This window comes from uncultured Roseovarius sp. (genome assembly GCF_947489715.1).
GTDB lineage: Bacteria > Pseudomonadota > Alphaproteobacteria > Rhodobacterales > Rhodobacteraceae > Roseovarius.
Genome location: NZ_CANLER010000003.1, coordinates 1 through 22,911 on the forward strand (window position 1 = coordinate 1; position 22,911 = coordinate 22,911).

At 57.8% G+C, this 22,911-nt stretch carries 24 protein-coding genes; 9 read left to right on the forward strand and 15 right to left on the reverse strand.

What is annotated here, in order from left to right:
• The first annotated feature begins 191 nt into the window (after positions 1-191).
• From msrB to Q1B27_RS09545, 4 genes are read left to right on the forward strand one after another with little or no spacing between them, the layout of a single operon-like run.
• Positions 192-638: a peptide-methionine (R)-S-oxide reductase MsrB gene (msrB, locus tag Q1B27_RS09530; protein WP_299846879.1), complete on the forward strand. Its 447-nt coding sequence runs from the start codon at positions 192-194 to the stop codon at positions 636-638.
• On the forward strand, positions 635-1,141 hold the full coding sequence (msrA, locus tag Q1B27_RS09535; RefSeq protein ID WP_299846881.1) for a peptide-methionine (S)-S-oxide reductase MsrA: 507 nt from the start codon (positions 635-637) through the stop codon (positions 1,139-1,141). The genes msrB and msrA overlap by 4 nt, the downstream gene beginning before the upstream one ends.
• Before the next feature lie 9 nt (positions 1,142-1,150).
• Positions 1,151-1,648 carry a peroxiredoxin gene (locus tag Q1B27_RS09540; protein ID WP_299846883.1) on the forward strand — a complete coding sequence of 166 codons (498 nt, stop codon included), beginning with the start codon at positions 1,151-1,153 and terminating at the stop codon, positions 1,646-1,648.
• Positions 1,639-2,151 (forward strand): peptide-methionine (S)-S-oxide reductase, encoded by a 513-nt coding sequence (locus Q1B27_RS09545; protein ID WP_299846885.1) that lies wholly within the window; start codon positions 1,639-1,641, stop codon positions 2,149-2,151. The genes Q1B27_RS09540 and Q1B27_RS09545 overlap by 10 nt, the downstream gene beginning before the upstream one ends.
• Here the strand turns inward: Q1B27_RS09545 and Q1B27_RS09550 are convergent.
• Together Q1B27_RS09550 and Q1B27_RS09555 are read right to left on the reverse strand one after the other, a co-directional pair.
• On the reverse strand, positions 2,148-2,807 hold the full coding sequence (locus Q1B27_RS09550) for a hypothetical protein (protein ID WP_299846887.1): 660 nt from the start codon (positions 2,805-2,807) through the stop codon (positions 2,148-2,150). The genes Q1B27_RS09545 and Q1B27_RS09550 overlap by 4 nt on opposite strands.
• A 24-nt stretch (positions 2,808-2,831) precedes the next feature.
• On the reverse strand, positions 2,832-4,052 hold the full coding sequence (locus tag Q1B27_RS09555) for a phenylacetate--CoA ligase family protein (protein WP_299846889.1): 1,221 nt from the start codon (positions 4,050-4,052) through the stop codon (positions 2,832-2,834).
• Between the two features lie 130 nt (positions 4,053-4,182).
• Between Q1B27_RS09555 and Q1B27_RS09560 the strand changes: the two genes are divergently transcribed.
• Positions 4,183-5,031: a hypothetical protein gene (locus tag Q1B27_RS09560; protein ID WP_299846891.1), complete on the forward strand. Its 849-nt coding sequence runs from the start codon at positions 4,183-4,185 to the stop codon at positions 5,029-5,031.
• Positions 5,032-5,076: 45 nt separating this feature from the next.
• Positions 5,077-5,412, forward strand: coding sequence for a hypothetical protein (locus tag Q1B27_RS09565; RefSeq protein WP_299846893.1), 336 nt, complete (start codon positions 5,077-5,079; stop codon positions 5,410-5,412).
• A 9-nt stretch (positions 5,413-5,421) separates the two neighbouring features.
• Here the strand turns inward: Q1B27_RS09565 and Q1B27_RS09570 are convergent, their stop codons facing one another.
• The 7 genes from Q1B27_RS09570 to Q1B27_RS09600 form a co-directional block, all read right to left on the reverse strand.
• Positions 5,422-6,246: an ABC transporter ATP-binding protein gene (locus Q1B27_RS09570; protein ID WP_299846895.1), complete on the reverse strand. Its 825-nt coding sequence runs from the start codon at positions 6,244-6,246 to the stop codon at positions 5,422-5,424.
• Between the two features lie 125 nt (positions 6,247-6,371).
• Positions 6,372-7,652 carry an ABC transporter substrate-binding protein gene (locus Q1B27_RS09575; protein ID WP_299846897.1) on the reverse strand — a complete coding sequence of 427 codons (1,281 nt, stop codon included), beginning with the start codon at positions 7,650-7,652 and terminating at the stop codon, positions 6,372-6,374.
• Positions 7,653-7,728: 76 nt separating this feature from the next.
• On the reverse strand, positions 7,729-8,805 hold the full coding sequence (locus Q1B27_RS09580; RefSeq protein WP_299846899.1) for a branched-chain amino acid ABC transporter permease: 1,077 nt from the start codon (positions 8,803-8,805) through the stop codon (positions 7,729-7,731).
• A complete protein-coding gene (locus tag Q1B27_RS09585) occupies positions 8,805-8,981 on the reverse strand; it encodes a hypothetical protein (RefSeq protein WP_299846901.1) in 177 nt (58 codons plus the stop codon). Before Q1B27_RS09585 ends, Q1B27_RS09580 begins: the two co-directional genes overlap by 1 nt.
• Positions 8,968-9,954: a branched-chain amino acid ABC transporter permease gene (locus Q1B27_RS09590; RefSeq protein WP_299846903.1), complete on the reverse strand. Its 987-nt coding sequence runs from the start codon at positions 9,952-9,954 to the stop codon at positions 8,968-8,970. Before Q1B27_RS09590 ends, Q1B27_RS09585 begins: the two co-directional genes overlap by 14 nt.
• A 137-nt stretch (positions 9,955-10,091) precedes the next feature.
• Positions 10,092-10,910 carry an ABC transporter ATP-binding protein gene (locus Q1B27_RS09595; protein ID WP_299846905.1) on the reverse strand — a complete coding sequence of 273 codons (819 nt, stop codon included), beginning with the start codon at positions 10,908-10,910 and terminating at the stop codon, positions 10,092-10,094.
• An 81-nt stretch (positions 10,911-10,991) separates the two neighbouring features.
• A complete protein-coding gene (locus Q1B27_RS09600) occupies positions 10,992-12,965 on the reverse strand; it encodes an AMP-binding protein (RefSeq protein ID WP_299846907.1) in 1,974 nt (657 codons plus the stop codon).
• 223 nt (positions 12,966-13,188) lie between these two features.
• On the opposite strand from Q1B27_RS09600, the gene Q1B27_RS09605 reads away from it, so the two are divergent.
• Genes Q1B27_RS09605 through Q1B27_RS09615 form a run of 3 tightly spaced genes read left to right on the forward strand, consistent with a single transcriptional unit; the run spans position 13,189 to position 16,362 of the window.
• A complete protein-coding gene (locus Q1B27_RS09605; protein WP_299846910.1) occupies positions 13,189-13,779 on the forward strand; it encodes a 2-hydroxychromene-2-carboxylate isomerase in 591 nt (196 codons plus the stop codon).
• Entirely contained in the window at positions 13,772-15,664 is a 1,893-nt protein-coding gene (locus Q1B27_RS09610; protein WP_299846912.1) for a PAS-domain containing protein, read from the forward strand. Before Q1B27_RS09605 ends, Q1B27_RS09610 begins: the two co-directional genes overlap by 8 nt.
• On the forward strand, positions 15,661-16,362 hold the full coding sequence (locus Q1B27_RS09615; protein ID WP_299846914.1) for a response regulator transcription factor: 702 nt from the start codon (positions 15,661-15,663) through the stop codon (positions 16,360-16,362). The genes Q1B27_RS09610 and Q1B27_RS09615 overlap by 4 nt, the downstream gene beginning before the upstream one ends.
• A 6-nt stretch (positions 16,363-16,368) precedes the next feature.
• On the opposite strand, the gene Q1B27_RS09620 is transcribed toward Q1B27_RS09615, so the two are convergent.
• The 6 genes from Q1B27_RS09620 to Q1B27_RS09645 all read right to left on the reverse strand — a co-directional run bounded on the left by Q1B27_RS09620 (position 16,369) and on the right by Q1B27_RS09645 (position 22,857).
• Positions 16,369-17,307, reverse strand: coding sequence for a RimK family alpha-L-glutamate ligase (locus Q1B27_RS09620; RefSeq protein ID WP_299846916.1), 939 nt, complete (start codon positions 17,305-17,307; stop codon positions 16,369-16,371).
• A gap of 69 nt (positions 17,308-17,376) precedes the next feature.
• Positions 17,377-19,155 carry a M43 family zinc metalloprotease gene (locus tag Q1B27_RS09625; RefSeq protein ID WP_299846918.1) on the reverse strand — a complete coding sequence of 593 codons (1,779 nt, stop codon included), beginning with the start codon at positions 19,153-19,155 and terminating at the stop codon, positions 17,377-17,379.
• Between the two features lie 180 nt (positions 19,156-19,335).
• Entirely contained in the window at positions 19,336-19,644 is a 309-nt protein-coding gene (locus tag Q1B27_RS09630) for a hypothetical protein (protein ID WP_299846920.1), read from the reverse strand.
• A 34-nt stretch (positions 19,645-19,678) separates the two neighbouring features.
• Entirely contained in the window at positions 19,679-21,187 is a 1,509-nt protein-coding gene (locus Q1B27_RS09635) for a M28 family metallopeptidase (RefSeq protein WP_299846922.1), read from the reverse strand.
• Positions 21,188-21,448: 261 nt separating this feature from the next.
• Positions 21,449-22,315, reverse strand: a complete 867-nt coding sequence (locus Q1B27_RS09640; RefSeq protein ID WP_299846924.1) for a branched-chain amino acid aminotransferase — start codon at positions 22,313-22,315, stop codon at positions 21,449-21,451.
• A gap of 53 nt (positions 22,316-22,368) precedes the next feature.
• On the reverse strand, positions 22,369-22,857 hold the full coding sequence (locus Q1B27_RS09645; RefSeq protein ID WP_299846926.1) for a VOC family protein: 489 nt from the start codon (positions 22,855-22,857) through the stop codon (positions 22,369-22,371).
• Positions 22,858-22,911 lie beyond the last annotated feature (54 nt).

Sequence of the window (22,911 nt, forward strand, 5' to 3'; positions counted from 1 at the left end):
ACGGTCCAAACACAGCAAGTTACGGAAGTCTTGCAAAGCAGTCATTCCGGAGCCACCGTTCAACGGCAGCTTCGTCCACACAGTCGACATTTCGCCACATCACGCTCTGGTGATCGAGCCACCTCTTACCCTTGGAAATCCCGCACCCGCGCGCCATCTTAGGGGCAAGCACAAAGCGCGAGAGGAACACCATGCCCTACACCAAAGACGCCGATGCCATTGCCCGCCTGAACCCGGAACAGTTCCGCGTCACGCAGCAATCGGGCACTGAACGCCCGGGCACCGGCGAATATCTCGATAACAAACAGCCGGGGATCTATGTCGATATTGTCTCGGGCGAGCCGCTTTTTGCCTCGTCCGACAAATACGAAAGCGGCTGTGGCTGGCCCAGCTTCACCAAACCGATTGAACCCGCCCATATCAACGAACTGCGCGACATGACCCACGGCATGGTCCGAACCGAGGTACGCTCGGCCCACGGCGACAGCCACCTGGGTCATGTCTTTCCCGACGGTCCGCGTGACCGGGGCGGGCTGCGCTATTGCATCAACTCTGCCAGCCTGCGCTTTGTCCATCGCGATGACATGGAGGCCGAGGGCTATGGCGATTACCTGAACCAAGTGGAGGACATTTCATGACTGAACGTGCCGTTCTGGCCGGGGGGTGCTTCTGGGGCATGCAGGACCTCATTCGCAAACTGCCCGGCGTCACCGCCACCCGCGTCGGTTATACCGGCGGTGACGTGCCCAACGCCACCTATCGCAACCACGGCACCCATGCCGAGGGCATCGAAATCATGTTCGAGCCGGACAAGATCAGCTATCGCGAATTGCTCGAATTCTTCTTTCAGATTCACGACCCGACGACGGAAAACCGGCAGGGCAACGATCGTGGCCTATCCTATCGCTCGGCGATCTATTATGTGGACGACGCACAAAAAGCGGTTGCCGAAGATACCATTGCCGATGTCAACGCCAGCGGTCTCTGGCCCGGTCGCGTCGTGACCGAACTGCAACCCGTAAGCGATTTCTGGGAGGCCGAGCCCGAGCATCAGGATTACCTGCAACGCATCCCAAACGGCTATACCTGCCATTTCATCCGCCCCGGCTGGCGCCTGCCGAAACGCGACGCGGCCGAGTAACGCGCGGCGATGCAGCCCGGATCGCTCAACCAGCCCGCGCCAGAATTGCGGGTGGATACCTGGATCGACGGGTCCGGTCAGCCGATGGGAAAGCCCCTTCGGCTGGCCGATCTGGGCGGCGGGTTCAAGGTGATATACTGCTTTCAGCACTGGTGCCCGGGATGCCATTCTCATGGATTTCCAACGCTACAGATGCTGGTCAAGGCGTTGTCGGGCAAGGGGTTCGGCTTTGCGGTGATCCAGTCGGTGTTCGAAGGGTTCGACGAAAACACCGCCGACAAGCTGCGCCCGACGCAGGAACGCTACGGGTTGGACATCCCGTTTGGCCATGATGTGCAACCCGACGGCGCGGGGCTTTCAAGTTTCATGCAGGATTACCAGACTGGAGGCACCCCGTGGTTCACCGTGATCGACCCTGAAGGCCGCGTGATATACGCCGATTTTCACCTCGATCCGGCGCGTTTCCTTGGCGCACTCGGCCAGGGCGCACCCGGCCAATGGGCCTGATACGGATCGGCCTTGGCGGCGGCTGCCACTGGTGTACCGAGGCGGTTTTCGCCGCGCTGCGTGGCGTTGCCCGCGTTGATCAGGGCTTTATCCGCGCCCCTGCACCCGACGATCGCTGGTCCGAAGCGGTGATCGCCCATTTCGATCCCGCCGACATCCCGCTGGCTGCGTTGATCGAGGTGCACCTGCGCACCCATGCCAGCACATCGAACCACAAGATGCGCGGAAAATACCGCAGCGCGATCTATGCGTTTGACAAAGAACAGGCCCGACACTCACAGGCTATCCTGTCGGATTTGCAACCGGGATTTGATGAACCACTTGTTACCCGCGTGCTGCAGTTCGATGGTTTCGAACTCTCCGATGATCGGTTCCGGAACTACCATGAAAGAAACGCCGGCGGCCCGTTCTGTACCCGCTATATCGACCCCAAACTGGATCTTCTGCGCGCAGAATTTTCTGACCTGTTGAGCAGGGATATCCACCCCGCCCAGATCGGCTAATCCGTCATCAATCCGACCTGCGCCGAGGTAAATCCCAAGATCTGCACATCCTCGGGCGCGTCGCCCGCCACCTCGGAGAAACTCTTGCCCGCCACCAGCAACCCATCGCTTAACACACCTGCCAGCGATGCCGCCGGGCCGATCACATAGGTTACGTCCGGCGCCAGGTGCAGATCCTTCACCCCCGGCATCAATCCGTTGCCAAGCGTGGTCACGGACCTGCCCGGCGCGATCAGGATCACCGCGCGCCCCCGGGCCGCTGAAGCCATATCCGACAACGCGCCCAGCGAAACCCCCGTCACACCAACGTTCAGGGATGTGGCCCCCGCCGCCCCGTTCGACAGCGCCCAGCTTTCGCGCGCAGAACTGGCAATCGGCCCCATGACGACGATCACTAACCGGTCGACCTCCCCTGCGCCAAGCGCCGCTTCGATCCGCTGCGCCGCAAGCCGCATGTTTCCCGAAGATCGGTTCTTGGGCTGCACCACTTCGAACCCGGCCTCTCGCAAAGGCCCGGCGAAATCGGCTGAAATGGTGGCAGTCTCGTTTCTGAGCGTTGCAATCTGGCCGATATCGCCCAGCACCAACGCCATATCACCGGCCAGCGCCATCTGGGGCCAGAACGCCAGCCCTCCGATCAACGTCAAGATCCGCATGGCGCTCCCCCGCAGCTTGGATGCTCAATCGTAGCTGCGCTGATCTTCTATCACTTTGCCATCATTGGGAAGACTGCCGCGCGCCACAATCTCGATCTTGCCCTTCAGCTTCAGCGCCTCGGCCACCGATCCGGCATAGGCATCCGGCTCTCCGCCATCGGCCTCGATCTGCACCGTCATCACATCGCGCTCACCCTCGCGACTGGCAATGACCCGGGCGCGGCTGATCTCGTCATGGCGCGCCACCAGTGCCGCCACCTGTTCGGGGCGCACGAACATGCCCTTGATCTTGGTGGTCTGATCGGCACGGCCCATCCACCCCTTGATCCGGCTATTGGTGCGGCCACAGGGGCTCGGCCCATCCATCAGCGCACTCAGATCACCGGTGGCAAACCGGATCAGCGGATAATCTGGGTTGAGCGTGGTCACAACCACCTCGCCCACATCACCGGGCGCGACCGGATCGCCGGTGCCCGGTGTCACGATCTCGACAATCACACCTTCATCGACGATCAAGCCTTCCTGCGCCGGGCTTTCATACGCGATGTTGCCCAGATCGGCAGTGGCATAGCATTGCAGACAGGCGATCCCACGATCCGCATATTCCTGCCGCAGGGACGGGAACAATGCACCGCCCCCCACCGCCGCCTTGGTGATACCCAGATGCAGTCCCATCTCGTCGGCCTTGTCCAGAATGGCCTTTAGGTAATCAGGCGTGCCCGCATAGGCTGTCGTGCCCACATCCGCCGCCGCCCGCGCCTGCAATTCCGTCTGCCCCGTACCAGCGGGCAGCACCGTGGCCCCCACGGCCCGCGCACCGTTTTCGAAAATCATGCCTGCTGGCGTCAGGTGATAGCCAAAACAATTCTGCACGATATCCCCTGCCCCCACACCACAGGCATGCAGAAAGCGACCCATGCGCCACCAGTCATGACCATCACCACCAGGCTCATAGATCGGTCCCGGTGACTGGAAGACATGGGCGAAGCCATGAGCCGGGCGTGTGGTCAGGCCACCAAAGGGCGCAGCCTCGCCCTGTGCACGGCCCATATCGGATTTGCGCAGCACCGGCAGAGCCGCCAGATCCGCCACCGATCGCACCGCACCCGCATCAACCGCCGCCAGCGCATCACCATATCCGGGCAGGTCTTGTGCCCGGGCAATCTGTTGCGGCAACGCACCGGCCAACGCCGTTGCGCGGACTTCGGAATCACGGGTTTCTAGATCATCAAAATACTGGGACATCGGCCATCCTTTGCCGGTCGCGTGGGGCGCGACAGGTTGACATGTTGATTGGAATCGCAGCTTCAGGCAAATAACGGCATACATTTGTATACCGCGCGAATTTCCGAGTGACTGCACAGAGGAATTTATCATGACCGACCCGCACAGCACGACCGCCATCAGCGATGCCGAGCTTGATCAGCGCATCAGTTTTCATGACGACTTGCAGGCAATGGAGGCCGACTTTTCCGACTTTCACTTTGACAGCTCTGAGATCGTGAACCGGATGTATGACCGGCTTGAGGCGCGCATCGCCGCCACCGAAGAGGAAAAGTGGTTTTTCCTCGTCAACCTCAACGGCACCCGCATCGACCCCGCCGCCTGGACCGCCTATTCGCGTCGAGGCAAGGCCCTGAACATGGCGCATTCCATGGGGTCGGTCCGGTTTGACGCCTCCGACGTGACCCGCCGCCAGATCGAACGCGCCGCCAACACCGAGGCGTTTGATCCAAACCTCTTTTCCGACCGCGACGCCGCCATTGCCCGCCTCGGCGAAATTCCCTCGACGCGGCGCAAGAAACTGGTGCTTGAACGCAATTACGAATTGTCGGATTTTGTCCGCCGGGTGACGTTTAACCCCGAGCGCGTGATCATGGACGTGGATTTTTCCCACTTCACCTTTCACCATTCGCGCGATGTGAACGATTTTTACGACTATCTCGAAGAGATGATCAAAGAAAGTGACCGGCGCTGGTTCTTTCTGGTCAATATGAACGGCTGCCAGATCCTGCCTGGAGCGTGGATTCAATACGCCCATCGCGGCAAACGCCTGAACGAGGCGGGATCGCTGGGCTCGGTCCGCTATGCGGCGGGGTCCGAGACCGAGGCCGACATCCGCCTGCGTGCCGAAACCGCCGGCTTTCGTCCCAACATCCGCAACACCCGCGAAGAGGCGCTGGCACTGATCGAGGAAATGCGCGCGGATTATCTTAAGGAATGATCCCGAAAAAATTTCGTGATACGACGCCCCAAACGGGAGGGGCGAATGGCCTATCACATGTTTTTCGGGTTCAATCTGGCGCCCGGCACCACGGTCGACGCCGCAGAGGAGGCGTTGCGCGCCTTCTCCGACCGGATGATCGCGGCGAACAGGCTGGTATCGACCACTCCCATCGCCCGGCGGCACCGCCATCCGGTTCTGGATACGGCCCAATGTATCAATCTCGATTACTTCGTCACCATGACCTTTCGCGATCGCATGCAGGCCAACGCATCGGTCAAGCAAATCTACGGACGTTCCGAGCCCACCGACAGCCTGCACAACACCGTCATCGGCCTTCTGACCGATGCCGTTTTCCTCTGCGTTGAAAGCCCGCATTAACCGCGTTCCTCAGCTCAGCCACCGCTTGCGGCGACGATAGGACCGCACATCGCGGAAGCTTTTGCGCCCCTCATCCGACATGCCCAGATAGAATTCCTTCACATCCGGGTTCTCGCGCAGGTCGGCGGCGGGTCCGTCCATCACCACGCGGCCAGATTCCAGAATATAGCCGTAATGGGCAAAGCGCAGGGCAACGTTTGTGTTCTGTTCGGCCAGAAGGAATGTATATCCTTCTTCCTCATTCAGCGACTTCACGATGTTGAAGATCTGCTCAACCAGTTGCGGTGCCAGTCCCATACTGGGTTCATCCAGCAGGATCGTTTCTGGGCGGCTCATCAGCGCGCGACCAATCGCCACCATCTGCTGCTCCCCGCCCGAGGTATACCCCGCCTGGGATTTCCGCCGCTCTTTCAGCCGCGGGAAATACTCATAGACCATATTCAGATCGGCATCGATTTCGCCCCGGCTGGACCCGCGCGTGTAGGCTCCGGTCAGCAGGTTTTCCTCGACGGTCAGATGTTCAAAACAATGGCGGCCTTCCATGACCTGGATGACGCCTTTCTTGACCAGGTCGGACGGCACCAGATCCTGCACGCGTTCGCCACGATAGGTAATCGCGCCCTTGGTGACCTCGCCGCGTTCCGATTTCAGCAGGTTCGAAATGGCCTTCAGCGTGGTGGTCTTGCCCGCGCCATTGCCACCCAATAGCGCCGTGATACCCCCTTTGGGCACCTTCAGGCTGACGCCTTTCAATACCAGGATCACATGGTTGTAGATCACCTCGATATTGTTGACCTCAAGCAAGGTCTCCTGGTTTTCCATGGCATCCATCATGGTGCTTCTCCGTTGCAATCCGCGCGCAGCCAAGGTTCCCAAGGCGCGCCCTGGCTTCTTCTTGGCAAAAATACTCAAATTCCCCCGGCCACGCGCGTTGCGTCGCGGCCGAGGGGAAGGTCACATCAGCAACCGGCCTCGATGCCGTTCTCCGCCGCAAAGGCACTGCTGTCTTCTTCGACCAGCGGCATGATCACATCCTGATCCGACTGGAAATATTCGGTGATCAGTTTGAACTCACCAGCTGCCGCATCCCATTGCGACACGGCGCCAAAGCCATTGCCCCCGTGGTTTTCACAGCTCACCTTGAATTCGGGGCCAAAACCCGGCAGACCGATCCCTGCCATCTTGGCTTCTGTCATCTCAAGGTTTTCCATACCGTCGCGCATCTGGGCCGAGGTGATGGCCGCTGTACCGTGCATTTCCTGCGCGGTCTTGATCGCTTCCGCCGCCAGCATCGCGGCATACATGCCACGGTTATAAAGCACCGTGCCTACCTGATCACCCGCACCGGCAGCCTTGCCCGCGTCAACTACATGCTTCTGGATGTCAGCATAGACCGGATAATCCGAGCCCAGGTTGTGGAAGGTCAGCGCCTTGTACCCATTGGCCTTGTCGCCCGCAGCTTTCACGTCATTCTCGGAACCTGACCACCAGATGCCGATGAAGTTCTCCATCGGGAAACGAATGTTCACAGCTTCCTGGATGGCAACCTGGTTCATCACGCCCCAGCCCCACATCAGCACATAGTCAGGCTTCTCGCGGCGGATTTGCAGCCATTGCGATTTCTGCTCCTGACCGGGATGATCCACCGGCAACAGGCTCAGCTCGAAGCCATGCTTCTTCGCCAGTTCTTCCAATGTACGGATCGGCTCCTTGCCATAGGCCGAGTTGTGATAGACCAGCGCGATTTTCTTGCCGTTCACGTCTCCGCCGTTCTGATCCAGGATATGGGTGACCGCAAGGCTGGCACCGTCCCAGTAATTGGCCGGATAGTTGAAGACATATTTGAACACGGCACCGTTCTTGGCCGAGGTCCGGCCATAGCCCATCGTGTGCAGCGGGATGCCATCCGACGTTGCCTTCGGGATCAGCTGATAGGTGATCCCGGTCGACAGCGGCTGATAGACCAGCGCGCCTTCGCCCTTGGTCGCTTCATAGCATTCGACACCTTTCTCGGTGTTATAGCCGGTCTCGCACTCGACGATATTGACCATCTCACCGCCAATGCCGCCATCGCGTTCATTAAGCAGCGTGAAATAATCCTGATACCCGTCCGAGAACGGAATCCCGTTCGCCGCATAGGGCCCGGTCCGATAGCTGGTATCGACGATGGTCAGGTCGGCCAGCGCCGGCCCTGCTGCCATCATTGCCGCCACGGCGACTGTCATTAGTTTCATCTTCATCGGTTTAGTTCCTCCCTTTGGTTTTCTCCGATGTTACGTAGGGCGGGCAACCGCCCACCACACATTCCAAAGCCCCTCAATGCGGGAAGGGCCAAAGCCTCAGTTTCTCTTTCGCCACGCGCCACAGCTGCGCCAGCCCATGCGGCTCGGCAACCAGGAAGACGACGATCAGCGCCCCGACGATCATGAATTCCAGATGCGCCGCCAGATCCGTGGGCCAGCCCAGCGTGCCCACCAGCAGGTTTTTCAGCAGAACCGGCAACAGGACCAGAAACGCCGCCCCCGCAAAGCTGCCAAAGATCGACCCCAGCCCGCCAATGATGATCATGAAAAGCACAAGGAATGATTTCGTGATGCCGAACACCTCGCCCACCTCGACCGCGCCCAGATAGACCGAGAAAAACAGCGCTCCGGCGATGCCGACGAAAAACCCCGAAACCGCAAAGGCGCTCAACTTGGCCTTCAGTGGATTGACCCCGATGATCTCGGCGGCAATGTCCATATCACGAATGGCCATCCATTTGCGCCCCGCCATCCCGCGCGTCGTATTCCGGGCAATGATCGCACTGATGAACGTAAAGACCAGGCAGAACAGATATGCCGCCCAGGGTGCCGCCTCGGCACCGGTCACAGGCACGCCAAAAACCGTCCGCTCCGGTGCGTTGATCTGGCCCGATGCCGAGTAATTGTAGAACCAGCTCACCTTGTTAAAAAGCCATACAAGAAAGAACTGTGCCGCCAGCGTCGCCACCGCCAGATAGAACCCCTTGATCCGCAGGCTGGGCAACCCGAAGGCCACGCAAACCGCCGCCGTGATCCCACCAGACAGAATGATGTGAAAGAAAATGTTGATCTCGGGAAAGCCGGTCATCAGCTTGTAGCAGGCATAGGCCCCCACCGCCATGAACCCGCCGGTTCCAAGGCTCACCTGCCCGCAATATCCCACCAGGATGTTCAGCCCGATTGCCGCGATGGCATAGATCAGGAAGGGCAGGAAAACCGCGTTGACCCAATAATCGTTGATGATGAACGGAACCACGGCAAACGCCACCAGCAGCACGGCATAATAACGATACCGGTCGAACTTGATCGGGAATGTCTGGTTATCCTCGGTGTAGGATGTCTTGAAATCGCCTGCTTCACGATAGAACATCAGCTCTCTCCCAACATATTGGTTTGGTACCCTGTCGAAGGCGCCGGGCGGGCGGGTGTCGTGGCGCGCAGCGACACGCAGTCGCCCCGCACCGGCTGCTCAACGGATGCACCGTTCCCCATGCGGCCCAGCCGTTCAGCCGAAGCACGTGCAAGATGCGGCTTAAACCCTTTCAATGATCTTCTCCCCAAACAGTCCCTGTGGTCTGAAGACAAGGAAGATCAGCGCCAGCACATAGGCAAACCAGTTCTCGGTCGCGCCACCCACCAGCGGGCCGATGGCAAATTCAAACAGTTTCTCACCCACACCGATGATCAGCCCGCCCACGATGGCTCCGGGGATCGAAGTGAAACCACCCAGCATCAAGACAGGCAACGCCTTCAGCGCGATCAGCGACAGCGAAAACTGTACGCCCGACTTGGTGCCCCACATGATGCCCGCGACCAGTGCTACGAAACCCGCAACCGACCAGACCATGACCCAGATGAAATTCAGAGAAATACCAACAGACAGCGCCGCCTGGTGGTCATCCGCCACGGCGCGCATCGCACGACCCTGCTTGGTATATTGCGCAAAGATAACCAGCGCCGTCACCAGCAGCGCCGCCACGACCGTGGCCACGATATCCAGATTGTCGATGAAGAAACCGTAATCGAAGATATTGAACGTGCTTTCGTCGATCCAGGTATTGATCCCCTGCGGCAGCCCTACATCAAGTTTCTTGATGTCCGCCCCCCACATGATGTCCCCGAAACCCTCCAGGAAATAGGCCAGGCCGATTGTTGCCATGAACAGGATGATCGGTTCCTGGTTGACCAGATGCCGAAAGATCAGCTTGTTCACGACCCAGGCCAGCCCCACCATGACCGCCATAGTGAAAAGGATCGCCAGCAACGCTGGCACATGCCAGCCAAAATGATGGATCTCGGTGCCGAATATCGCGTTGATCAGATGCGCGAACGGTACCTGTCCCTCCATGATCCCGACCAGTGTCAGCGCCGAGAAAAGGGCCATCACGCCCTGCGCATAATTGAAAATCCCCGAGGCCTTGTAGATCAGCACAAAGCCAAGCGCCACGAGCGCATAGAGCACCCCAGCCATCAGCCCGTTGAGAAAGACCTCCATCGCGAAAACAAGTTGTTCAGGCATGTGTCAGGCCTCCGCATGTCCAGGTGGTTTTTTGTGATGCGGGGGTGGGCGGGCGGGACGCATCGCAAAAAACCATCCCCCGCACATTTACCGACGCAATACCGACGTAATACCGACGTAATACCGACGTGCCAAAATCAGTCATGGGCCACCCCCAGATAGGCGTCAATCACCGCCTGGTTGTTGCGCACCTCATCGGGCGTGCCATCGCCGATCTTCTTGCCGTAATCCATCACCACGACGCGGTCGGAAAGGTCCATCACCACGCCCATGTCATGCTCGATCAAGGCAATCGTGGTGCCAAATTCATCATTCACGTCCAGAACAAAGCGGCTCATGTCCTCTTTCTCTTCGACGTTCATCCCCGCCATCGGCTCATCCAGCAACAGGATAGACGGTTCCGCCGCCAGCGCCCGCGCCAGCTCGACGCGCTTTTTCAAACCATAGGGCAGACGTCCCACCGGGGTCTTGCGGATATGCTGAATTTCCAGAAAGTCGATAATCTTTTCAACAACTTCCCGGTTTTCAACTTCTTCCCGCTCAGCCTTCCCTTTCCAGATCGCCTGCGCCAGCATCCCCGCTTTCATCTGTCGGATGCGCCCGGTCATAACATTATCCAGCACGCTCATTCCCTCGAACAAGGCGATGTTCTGAAAGGTTCGGGCAATGCCCTGCCGCGCCACTTCATATGGCTTCATCGGCGGACGCTTGGCACCCTTGTACCAAACCTCACCCTCCTGCGGATTGTAAAACCCCGAGATCACGTTCAACATCGAGGACTTGCCCGCCCCGTTAGGTCCGATGATGGCGCGGATTTCCCCCTCACGAATATCGAAACTGATATCCTGAATTGCCACAACCCCCCCAAATCTCAGGGTAATATTCTTCATCTCCATCACCACCCCACCGATCTTGCGACCGTCTTCGGTGGTATAGCCTTCGCTTGCATCAAGCATGGCAATTTCCTCTCAATTCAGCGCCAGAATGGGACGGTGGGCGGGGCGATGCCCAACGGGCGAGCGTCGTCCGATCGTCCTTCATTCCGCAGCCACCTTCGCCCGTTCGACCGGGCTCACCGCAGCGTCGACAATCTTCAGCGTGGCACTGATCGACCCCTTGCGCCCATCCTCGTAAGTCACTTCAGTTGTTGTATAAATCTCGTCGGATCCATCATAGAGCGCCCCCAGAAGATCCTCGAACTTCTCCGAGATCACGCCCCGGCGCACTTTCCGCGTCCGCGTCATCTCGCCATCATCGGCATCCAGTTCCTTGTGCAACACCAGAAAGCGATGCACCTGGCAATGTGCCAGCATCGGATCATCTGCAAGGCTGCGGTTGACGTCCTCCACGTGGCTCTTGATCGTCTCCAGAACCTTGGGATGGCCTGCAAGCTCCTGGTACGAGGCGTAGCCGATATTGTTGCGCTCGGCCCAGTTACCCACCGCGTTGAGGTCAATATTGATGAAGGCCGTGCACTCCTCGCGCTGGTTGCCGAACAGAACCGCTTCGAGGATATTTGGGAAGAACTTCAGCTTGTTCTCGACGTATTTCGGCGCGAACATCGCGCCATCGGCCATCTTGCCAACATCCTTGGCCCGGTCGATGATGCGCAACTGCCCCGTTTCATCGTCAAAGAAACCAGCGTCGCCCGTCGCGACCCAGCCTTCTTCATCCTTGGTACTCTTGGTGCTTTCTTCGTTCTTGTAATAGTATTCGAACGTTCCGGGGCTGCGATAGAATACTTCGCCATTGTCCGCGATCTTGATCTCGACCCCGGGTGCTGGCACCCCCACAGTGTCACTGCGCACGCCACCATCAGGCTGCAACGTGATGAACACCGATGCTTCGGTCTGACCATAAAGCTGCTTCAGGTTGATCCCCAAAGAACGATAGAAATCAAAGATTTCCGGACCAATCGCCTCACCCGCGGTATAACCCACGCGCACCCGACCAAGCCCCAGTGTATCTTTCAGCGGGCCGTAGACCAGCAGATTGCCCAACCCGTATTTCAGCTTGTCCATAAAGCCGACCGGTTGCCCGTCCAGAATGGCCGGACCCACCTTTCGCGCATGTGCCATGAACTTATGGAACAACCATTGCTTGAAGCGGCCCGCGTCCTCCATCCGGATCATCACGTTGGTCAGCTGATTTTCAAACACCCGCGGCGGGGCAAAATAATAGGTCGGCCCGATCTCGCGCAGGTCATGCATCATCGTGTCGGCATTTTCCGGACAGTTCACGCAGAAGCCGGTCCAATAGGCCTGTCCGATCGAAAAGATAAAATCGCCAACCCAGGCCATCGGCAGATAGGCCAGCACCTCTTCGCCCGGCCCCAACGTGTCAAACTCCGAGGATGATTTCGACGCCTCGATGATATTGCGATTGCTCAGCACCACGCCCTTGGGTCTGCCGGTTGTGCCAGAGGTATAAAGCATCACGCAGATGGAAGAATAGTCCAGCTTCTCGCGCCGTGCTTTCAGGTCACCGATAAATTCTTCATGAGCCGCCCGGCCCTGCTCCTGCACATGCGAAAACTGATGCAGCTTGTGGTGGTCATATTTCCGCATTCCGCGCGGATCGATATAGATCATATGCTCGAACTGATGCAGCCCGTCCTGGATTTCGATCAGTTTGTCGACCTGCTCCTGATCCTCGACCACGGCAAAGCGCGCGCCGCAATGCTCCATCACATAGGCCATCTCTTCAGCAGCACTGTCCTGATAAAGTGGCACCGGAATTGCACCAACCGATTGCGCCGCCACAATGGCCCAATAAAAATAAGGGCGGTTGCGACCGATCACAGCGATGAAATCGCCCTCGTTCACTCCAAGGTTCAAAAACCCAAGCGCCAGCGCCTCGATTTCCTTTTCGGTATCGGACCAACTCCAGCTTTGCCAGATGCCGTATTCCTTCTCACGATAGGCAGCCTTGCTGCCAAACGCGCTGGCGTTACGTTGCAAAAGTGCCGGAATGGATGCGAATCCACCGGCCGCCTGGGGCGACTGTGCCAAATCTCTTTCCTCCCAAGTGCCCATTTGCCGGGCAGATGATCGCCTATGGGGCGATTCTTTCCGCCGCCAAGGGTGCGGGTTTAAGCATCGAGGTCAACTTTTTCCTGAACATTTCCCAATCCTTACGAATTGTAACAGGAGGACCAGAAGGCTTGACATAGCTCTTCCACACCCGGAAACGTTGAGGCCCATAAGAGCGTTCCGACAAAAGAGGAAAGGTGCGATGCAGATCGAATTCTGGTTAGAGTTCGCCTCGACCTACTCCTATCTCAGTGCGTTGCGCCTACCGACGCAGACCGCGAAAGCTGGTGTTTCGGTCCGCTGGCGCCCCTTCCTGTTGGGCCCTATCTTTGCCGCGCAGGGATGGAATACCTCACCGTTCAACATCTATGCCGCGAAGGGCACTTACATGTGGCGCGATATGGAGCGCCGTGCAGACAAACTGGGCCTTGGCTTCCAGCGCCCCGAACCGTTTCCGCAAAACAGCCTGCTGGCCGCCCGGGTGGCACAGGCCGCGCCCGAGGGGCAGGAAATGATCGCCTTCTGCCACAACGTTTACCTAGCGCAATTTTCTGAGAAGCTCGACATTTCCGACCCCAACGTAATTGCCGCATGTGCTGCATCGGCGGGGCTTGACGCGAAACTTTTGGATCAAGCCCAAACAAAAGACAACAAACTTGCGCTGCGCGCTTCGACCGAAGAAGCAATCAGGCAAGGCATTTTCGGTGCACCAAGCTTTGTCGTCGGGGATGCGTTGTTCTGGGGTGATGACCGGCTGGAAGACGCATTGGATTGGGCGGTGCAACATGGCTGATACCAACGCCATGACCATGGCCGGGCTGAACCTGATCCAACAAGCCCTATCGATATATGACAGCGATCTGAAGCTGGCCGTTTGCAACCGCCGCTTCCAGGAAATGTTCGACCTGCCTGACTATCTGGTCACTCCGGGTGCGGGTTTCGAAGACACGATCCGCTATCTGGCGGAACGCGGCGAACACGGCAACATTGACGATATCGACGCGTTCATCCGCATCCGCGTAGACCAAGCCCGAGCGTTTGAACCGCACTATATGGAACGTCCGCGCGCCAATGGTCAGATGATCAGTGTCGAAGGTTCGCCATTACCGCAGGGCGGCTGGGTCACCGTCTACACCGACATCACCCGCACCAAGCGGCAGGAAGATCTGCTGCGCGCCCGCTCCGAAGAACTTTCGGATCAATTGTCTGGATATTCAGAGGAACTAACCGCCACCAACCGCCAGCTTGAGGCGACGATCACCGCGCTAGAAGAGGCCAAACGCCAGCTAACTGCCTCCGAGGCGCGTACACGGCTTACGACCGAGATGATGCCCGCCCACATAGCCCATGTCGGCCCTGACCGGCGCTATACCTATTCAAACCGGCGGTTAAGCTCGGTCATGCCCGGCAGCCGGTCGGAACTCATCGGCCTGACCGTGGACGAGGCCATGGGCAGCGAGGCTTATCAGGCAATCCACACGAAACTGGAAGATGCCTTTGCAGGCTCGCCTTCGGTTTTTGAATTCACCCATCAGCCCAGTTCCCGCCGCATCCGCGCGGCCTTTACCCCGGATGGCACCCAAGGGGTCTATATTTTGTCGATGGATATCACCGAAGAGGCGCAGACCCGCGCTGCGTTGCAGCAGACTCGCAGGCGCGAGCTCGCTGCGCAGATGACCAGCGGACTGGCGCATGATTTCTCAAACCTGTTGACGATCATTCTTGGCATGCAGTCAAAATTGCAGCGGATGAACCTGCCCGACGACGCCGAAGAATTGATCACCGCGACACTTTCGGCGGCGCGTCGTGGCGGCAGCCTGCTCAATCGTATTGCCGACATGACCGGTCACCGTGAACATGCGCCAACCCCCACCGATCTGCCTGTTTTTCTAAGCGACCTTGAACCCTTGGCACGGTCCACTCTACCTGTCGGGGTCAATTTTCATGTCAATAACCTCGCCGGGGAAGGTGCGTATTTGCTTGATGCCGGGATGTTACAGGATTCGCTTCTCAATCTGGTGCTCAATGCCCGAGATGCCTGCGGAAGTACGGGCACGATCACCCTTAGCGTCAAGACCGTGAAGGACACTTGGCTGGAATTTATCGTATCTGACACCGGCCCCGGATTTTCCGATCCCGCACTTGCGCGCGCACTGGAGCCGTTTTTCACCACAAAAGGCGGCGAAGGATCGGGCTTGGGCCTTGGCATGGTCTACGACATGACAAAACTGGCTGGTGGACGGATCGATCTTGGAAACACCGAACACGGGGCACGCATCGCTCTGCAGTTACCACTACGTCCGGCCGGGTCGGCAATGCCGTCCGGCATGATCTTGCTGGTCGAGGACAGCCCGGATCTTCGCCTGACAATCCGTGACATGTTGCGCGATGCGGGCCATGCAGTTGTTGAGGCCGCCAGCGTAGCCGAAGCTTTGGCGCTGTTACCTGAACTGCCAGAGATATCGGCACTGTTATCCGATATCTCGCTTGAAGGGGACCAGACCGGGCTTGACCTGATGCAAAATCTGCCCCCAAATCACTGCCCGGCTTTTCTGATGACGTCGCTTCCCGCAGACGACCCTTTGCACATTAGCGCACTGAACCTGGCACCGGTATTGCGCAAGCCATTTACCGCCGCCCAGCTTTCTGCCTTTCTCAGCCAGGGAACACAGCCATGACTACACCACTTGTCACGATCCTGGACGATGAACCGGCCATTCGTACAATGCTGGCGGACGCGCTGGAAGATGCCGGATTTCGTACCCTCACCTTTGCCCGCGCGACCGAGTTCGAAGCCTCACTCAAATCCGTAACGCCGGATGTCTGCCTTGTGGATCTGTCGCTGCCCGACCGCGACGGGCTGACGCTGGTACATCGCTTGGCACTCGAACAGGGTGCAACAGTCATCATCATCTCGGGCCGCGCCCAGGTGCAGGACCGGGTGACCGGGCTGGAACTAGGTGCTGATGACTACATCATCAAACCGTTTGATCCGGCCGAGGTTGTGGCCCGCATCCGCGCCCGCCTGCGCCGCGACACGCCTGCGCGACACGCCGGAGACACGGCAAGTTTTGAGGGATGGATTGCCCATTTCGACCGCTACGTTCTGGAAGACGATCAGGGTCAGGAAACCCCGTTTTCCCATGCAGAGGGCGAGGTGCTGCGCCTGTTCCTCGATCGTCCCAAACGGCTGATTTCCCGGCAATCAATGCAGGAAACCCTTGGTGGTGTTGCTGGTGAAAGCTTTGACCGGGCGATGGATGTTCGCATCTCGCGCCTGCGCACCAAGTTGCGCGAAGACCCCAAGAACCCCCGCCTGATCAAGACGATCTATGGCGCGGGCTATATCTTTCTGGGGGATGTCAACTGGGGTTGATCGCGGCTAGCGCTTTGCATTCCGATCCAACGCGGCGGCAATGGCCTGCGGGATAGGCTGCCCGGTGCGTTCCGACGCAAACAGGTATTCGCCGGCGGGGTTAACTTCGAAAAACACATGCTCACCATCGGGTGTCAGGCGGAAATCTACCGCCCCGTATTTCAGCCCGAAATGCTGCATCAGTCGCATCAACCGGTCCGCCACATCATCCGGCAGTTCATAGGGCTGCACATCCGCGCTGCCCACTCCGGGCCGGTAGTCGACCTCGTATTGAGGATCGGATTTGAACGAGGTGGCAAAGATCTGATCATCCACAACGGTCACCCGGATATCCAAGGCCAGAGGGATGTATTCCTGCAAGATCACGGGTGCAAAGCGTACGCTGTCAATCAGCGCCATCTCCTCGGGGCCGATCTTGAGGGTTTCGCGCGGCGCCTGTGCGATGTTGCGAAACGCTTTGCGCACAACACCCTTGGCCGCATGGCGCTCGATAAAGGCGCGGGCCTCGTCCGGGCCGTTGGTGACCAGCGTTTCTGGAATGCGCAAACCCAATTGATGCGCGACCCGGTGCTGGACAACCTTGCGCAGCGCCATTTCGTCCGCAGTTGGGTGGTTCATCCAATAGCATGGCATCGCATACCAGAAACCCTGCACCGCTTCGGATGTCTCAGACATGGCAAACATATGCGCGGTCTCATCTGTAACCGCTGGATCTATGGTGAATGACCTAAGTCGCCGATGCCAGACCGCACCAACCGTATCAAGATCAATCCGTCTCCCCGATGGCGTATCGATCAGCAGTCGGTCGGCGTCCGCCCCCGCATAGGCATGCACGCTGGCCTCTTTAGGGATCGAGGCCAGGTCGAGGATTTCATAGTCAGATTTCAGATGCTGCGTGACTCGAGAAACATGGTCATTGTCGTGAAAGGAAATGATTAAAATCAACGGAAAGGTCCTTGAACTGGAATGGGGGCCGGCGACCAAGCCGCCGACCCAATTCTTGTCACAGGCCGGTCAACTCCCGCCGAGCTGCTGATATGCGGCCCAAACCTGTTGCCACGCTGCTTGACCTTGCGCATCCAACATGCCGCGCTGGTTCAATTCGGAATATTGTTGAAGGATCTGCGCGTAATGTGCCAGATGCTGTGTCCGGGCATCTTGCTGGTGCATCTGTCCGCCAAACGGCATTCCTGTACCCAAAACGAAGGGTACGTTGGGTTGCACGGGCTGAATTGGCTGTAAAGGCTGAAGCGGCTGAACAGTCGGCCCCCCAGGGAGCGTCGGGTTTTCGAAAATACCCTTATCCGGGATCGGGATGTCGCCCAGGATATTTTTGGGTCCGGGATCAAGACGCGGCGGCTTGCCAGGACCAGGATCGAAAGGTCCTTCCTTGATGATGTCCTTGATCGGTTCTTTGCCGGGGTCCTTGCCAAAGTCTTTGGGACTGTCTTTCGGCCCATCCTTTGGTCCGTCCTTTGGCGGTTCTTTCTGGATATCCTTGGGGAAATCCTTGCCAGGATCTTTGCCGATATCCTTGGGTCCGTCCTTCGGCCCATCTTTGGGGCCATCCTTGGGCGGTTCTTTGGTGACATCTTTCGGGAAATCCTTTGGTCCATCCTTGGGAAAATCCTTGGGCGGATCCTTGGGAAAGTCTTTCGGAGGATCCTTTGGGAAATCCTTGGGAGGGTCTTTGGGAATGTCTTTTGGCCCGTCCTTTGGAAAATCCTTGGGGCCGTCTTTCGGGAAGTCCTTGGGGAAATCCTTTGGTCCATCCTTGGGGAAGTCCTTGGGCGGATCTTTCGGAAAATCCTTTAGAGTATCCTTGGGCAGGTCCTTCGGATGATCCTTCGGCGGTATCTTCGGGCCGATATCGACACAGGGTATTGTGGTGCCGATGGCGCTGCGCGGCCCGTCAAGACACGCCTGCATCCGGGCAATCTGACCTTCAGTGAACATCACCATCGTGTCGTCATCGACATAGTCCATGTAGTTCATGAACATGTCGCCATTTGGCCCGTTCGAGCAGGTGACCGACGGGAAGGTCGGCTTGCCGGTATTCGGTCCTGCCTGATTGGGTGTATCGGCGATAAAGTCGGAGCCTGAGCAGCCGCCGCCATCATCGCCCCAGATATGCCGCAAGTTCAGCCAGTGACCGATCTCGTGAGTGGTGGTGCGCCCTTTGTCGAAGGGCGCAGCGGCGGTACCCGTCGTGCCAAATCCAGTATGAGTGCAAACGACACCATCAGTGGCCGCCGCCCCGCCGGGGAACTGGGCATAACCCAACAGGCCGCCCGACAATTGGCACACCCATATGTTCAGATAATCATCGCGCGGCCATGCGTCTATGCCACCCTGTGCGGTAAATTTTACATCGTCATTTGACCCGAACGAAGTCTTATTGGTCTCGGTCCTTGTTACACCATCGGTAGGTTTACCATCCGGATCGGTGGTGGCCAGTTTGAATTCGATCCGGGCATCCCCGGCGAGCGGTGCAAACGGTGCCGGAACATTTGAGATATCAGCATTTTTCTTGCGGAAGTCGCGGTTCAACACCTCAATCTGGCTATCGATCTGGGCCTGGCTGATATTCTGGGCCGCCGTCTTGTAGACAACGTGCACGACCACGGCAATTTGCGTACAGCCCGGTCGCATCATCGGCGACATCGACGCGCGGAAGGCATGCTCTTCGATACGCGTCAGGCGGCGGGCATATTCTGGATCGGTGTCCAGCATGCGCCGGTGCACCTCCATCGTGCCGCAACCGCGGTGTTTGGGGTTCTGGTCGTCGGCCATTTGGCTTTCTCCTTTTCGTCTAAATGAAATGCCGCGAAAAAAATGCGGAGGTCTTAAAATTCACGCCTGCGCCGGGATCAAACCGGAGCATAACTTGTCAAGGCGCACGTACCGGATAGGTCGTGCAGGAGTGATTTCGCGATTAAACAAGCCAGGCAATCCGACCTGGATCACTAACTGTTATCGCTTGCGCAGGATCAGCCGGGTGTTCTGCACATCTTCGATCTCATAATCGCCCTCCCAGCCGGGCACACGGATATGAAGCGTCTTGCCATCACGGAACCATCCGCCGGCCCCGGAACTCTCGGATCTATCAGTCGGGCCAGGAGCCTCAGCGCCAGCCTCTCCCTGATATCGCAGGTGTAATTGCCGACGTCCGCCGCGCGACGGCGGAATGTCCGGGCCTTGACGATAGAAAACGATCACGCCATCGCTGCCCTCTTCGGCAACCTCCACCCATTCGCCGGTTACATCCAGATTTTCGGCCATCCCTACATCCATTTCCACTCATGTTGCGACGCCCTTAGTATAACCCGGCATTCTGCGGGTAGGTATGTGGTGTGGCGACACCCATTTGCTGCATCAGTGCATCGTGTGCCGCGCGCGCGGATTGCCAGTTGCCATAGTCAGCGGATGAAAGCAGTCCATCACGCCAAAGCCGCGAATATTGAGCAAAAAGAGCTTGGTAGTGCAGCGCCAGTTCGCGCGCCGCCTGCGCCTCCTCTGCTGTAACCGGAGGCGTATCGGCGCCACCCCCACAGCCGCAATCGGCGGGTGGTTTGATCACCCCGGCCTCAGCCGCGATGAACCCGGCATTCATTCGCAGAATCGAAATGGCGAAATCAGCGTCGATCTTATCCAGAGTGTCGTCACCGGTGTGGATCGCGCTATTTGCACCATCCGCCCCTTCTATGGTCAGCACTGCCGGTATCCCCTCGTCGATGAAAGGCACATGATCGCTGGCAAAGGGGTTGAGGGACGTTTGAACCGTGAGTGTAGTAAATTGCGCCGCAGATGTCGCCAATCCATCGATCAGCGACTGGCTGAGCGTCGCGCCTTCAAGCAGCACGGCGGGCGGAGTGGCATTGACAGATCCGATCATGTCCATGTTCAGCACCGCCCGCGTGCGTGCCCGTTCGGCGGGGGGGAGGGACGCAACATATTGCGTACTGCCATGCAGGCCTTGTTCTTCTCCGCCGAACAAGATGAAGGTTAAATCATGGGCGAATTCGTGCCCCGAACATGCCGCCGCCAAGGTCAAAAGCCCTGCAGAGCCGCTTGCATTATCATCCGCTCCTGGGGCATCAGCCGACGCACCACCCGGATGATTGACTGAATCCAGATGCGCCACGACGATAATGTTCTCACGCGCAATGCCGCCGTTGCCCTGACGCTTGGCCACAACGTTTGCCGATGTCTTGCCGCCGGACAATGAAACGGTTTCGAGGCTAGTGCCATATCCCATGCCCGCTAACACACCATTGGCCCATCCCGCAGCTTCCATGTAATGTGAGCTGGTAGACAGCCGCGTCGGATACGATACCAGCTGCGAAATATAGCTTTCAAAAACGGATTTCTGCACGCCTGCCACAATGCCCGCTTCGGGTGTGTCGGTCGGTGCTTCGGTACGTTTTGGCACATATTCTTCAAAGACAACCTGATTTTCCTCAAGCGGCATGATGTGAAAACAAACATCCTTGCGCTTGGCCAGCTGCTTCGCCTTGGCCGGTGACATTGCGACGACTAGATAACGGCCCTTGTCATAAAGCACCTCGGCATCAGGGTTCTCCTGTTGAAACGTGCGCCCCTTCTGGACCACAAGATGCATGTCGCTTTTTCGCACGCTGCCCGCGTTTTGCCGGGCATTCCTCTTGTCGGCTGAAAACCGCGCGTCAACATCCGACCAGCGGTTGTTTGCAGCATAAGTCAACATGTCGGTTCCGAATCGAACCCACCAGCCGCCTGCCTTTTCAATGCTTTTCTTCGTGTCGTCGAAAGTCTTGTTATCAATATAGTAAGTAGAATATTTCATGAGAAAAACCTCAATAAATATCCTTCAATCATAGCACGTAAAACGTGACCTCTCAACTTATGGGTTATTTTCCACCATTCAGAGACAAAAGCCATTCCATAACAGGTTTCACATCTGCCCGCGCAATTCAGTTATAGATTTCAGGCACGTAAGCATTTGGGAGCGTCCACCATCGCCCCTTGAGATTACTCTACCCAAGGGGATGTCCTGGGTGGACGACGCGGTATAACAGTGTTCCAGTGCGTTCAATTCGACCGAAGATCAATTGGCAGACGCTGCCCAATCCCAGTACATTTCGCGCACCCGACGTGTGATCGGGCCAATCTGATAGCTGGTTTCATCAAAACCCGTCACCGGCGTAACTTTCATCATATTGCCCGACAAGAATACCTCGTCGGCATCATGATAATCCTCAAATGACATTACACATTCATGCACGGTCACACCATCTGCTCGCAGGTTTGCGATATGGCGCGCGCGTGTGATCCCCGCCAAAAATGTACCGTTTGGCACAGGTGTAAACACTTCTCCGTCTTTCACAGCAAAAGCGTTCGAGGTTGCAGACTCGGCCACGTTACCAAGCGCGTCGGCGACCAACGCGTTGCTGAAACCCTTTTTACGGGCCTCAGCCAACATGCGTGCATTGTTCGGGTAAAGACAGGCCGCCTTGGCATTCACCACTGCGTCTTCAAGCATTGGTCGGCGAAACCGTGTGCGCGTCAGGCTCGCGGCATCTTCCGGCGCCGCCATCGGGATTTCTTCTAGGCAGATGGCAAAACCGGTACCACCCCCCTCTTTTGGAACAATAGCCGACATACCGCCTTCCAGTGCCCAATACATAGGGCGAATATAGACAGCTGCATCCTTGGGATAAGCCTCTAGTCCTTCCTTGACGATCTCGACCATCTCTTCCGGCGATACCGTAGGCGTCACCATCAGCGCCTCGGCAGAGGCATTCAACCGATCACAATGCTTGTCCAGATCAGGTGTCAGACCATTCGCAAGACGCGCGCCGTCAAACACATTGCTACCTAACCACATCCCGTGGTCGGCGGCTTTCATCACCGCAACGTCACCTGCATGCCAAGTGCCGTTGAAATAGGTGCGAATATTGCTGCCGGTTGCCATTCTTTCCCCCAATTTTTGCGCAAGGTAAGCCGTGCAGGCGATCAGGTCCAGACTCAGCGTGGTACCTCTTTCAAAAGCTCATGCAGATCAAGCGGGTCGTTCACCATCACAAGGCCGCCCGACGCATCGCGGGGCCATTCCGCTTCAGGACGGTCGCGATAAAGCTCAACACCGTTACCATCGGGATCCGAAATATAGATCGCTTCGCTAACACCGTGATCCGCCGAACCTTCGATGGGGATACCAGCGTCCGATACCCGTTTCAGAGCATCAGCCAATTGAATGCGATCCGGATACAAAAACGCCGTGTGATAAAGGCCGGTATGTCCTTTGGGCGCAGGGTTGCCGCCACGGCTCTCCCAAGTGTTCAGTCCCAGGTGGTGATGATATCCGCCTGCTGACAAAAAAGCCGCCTGATCACCAATGCGTTGTTGCAGTTCAAAGCCCAGCACATCGCGGTAAAAGGCGATGGACCGGTCGAGATCAGCCACTTTCAGATGAACATGGCCGATTTTAGCGTCGGGATGAATCGGATGGGTCATGGTGGAGCCTTTCTTTTACTCCAAAAGGATATGCGCTCTGCCAAACCCCTCACA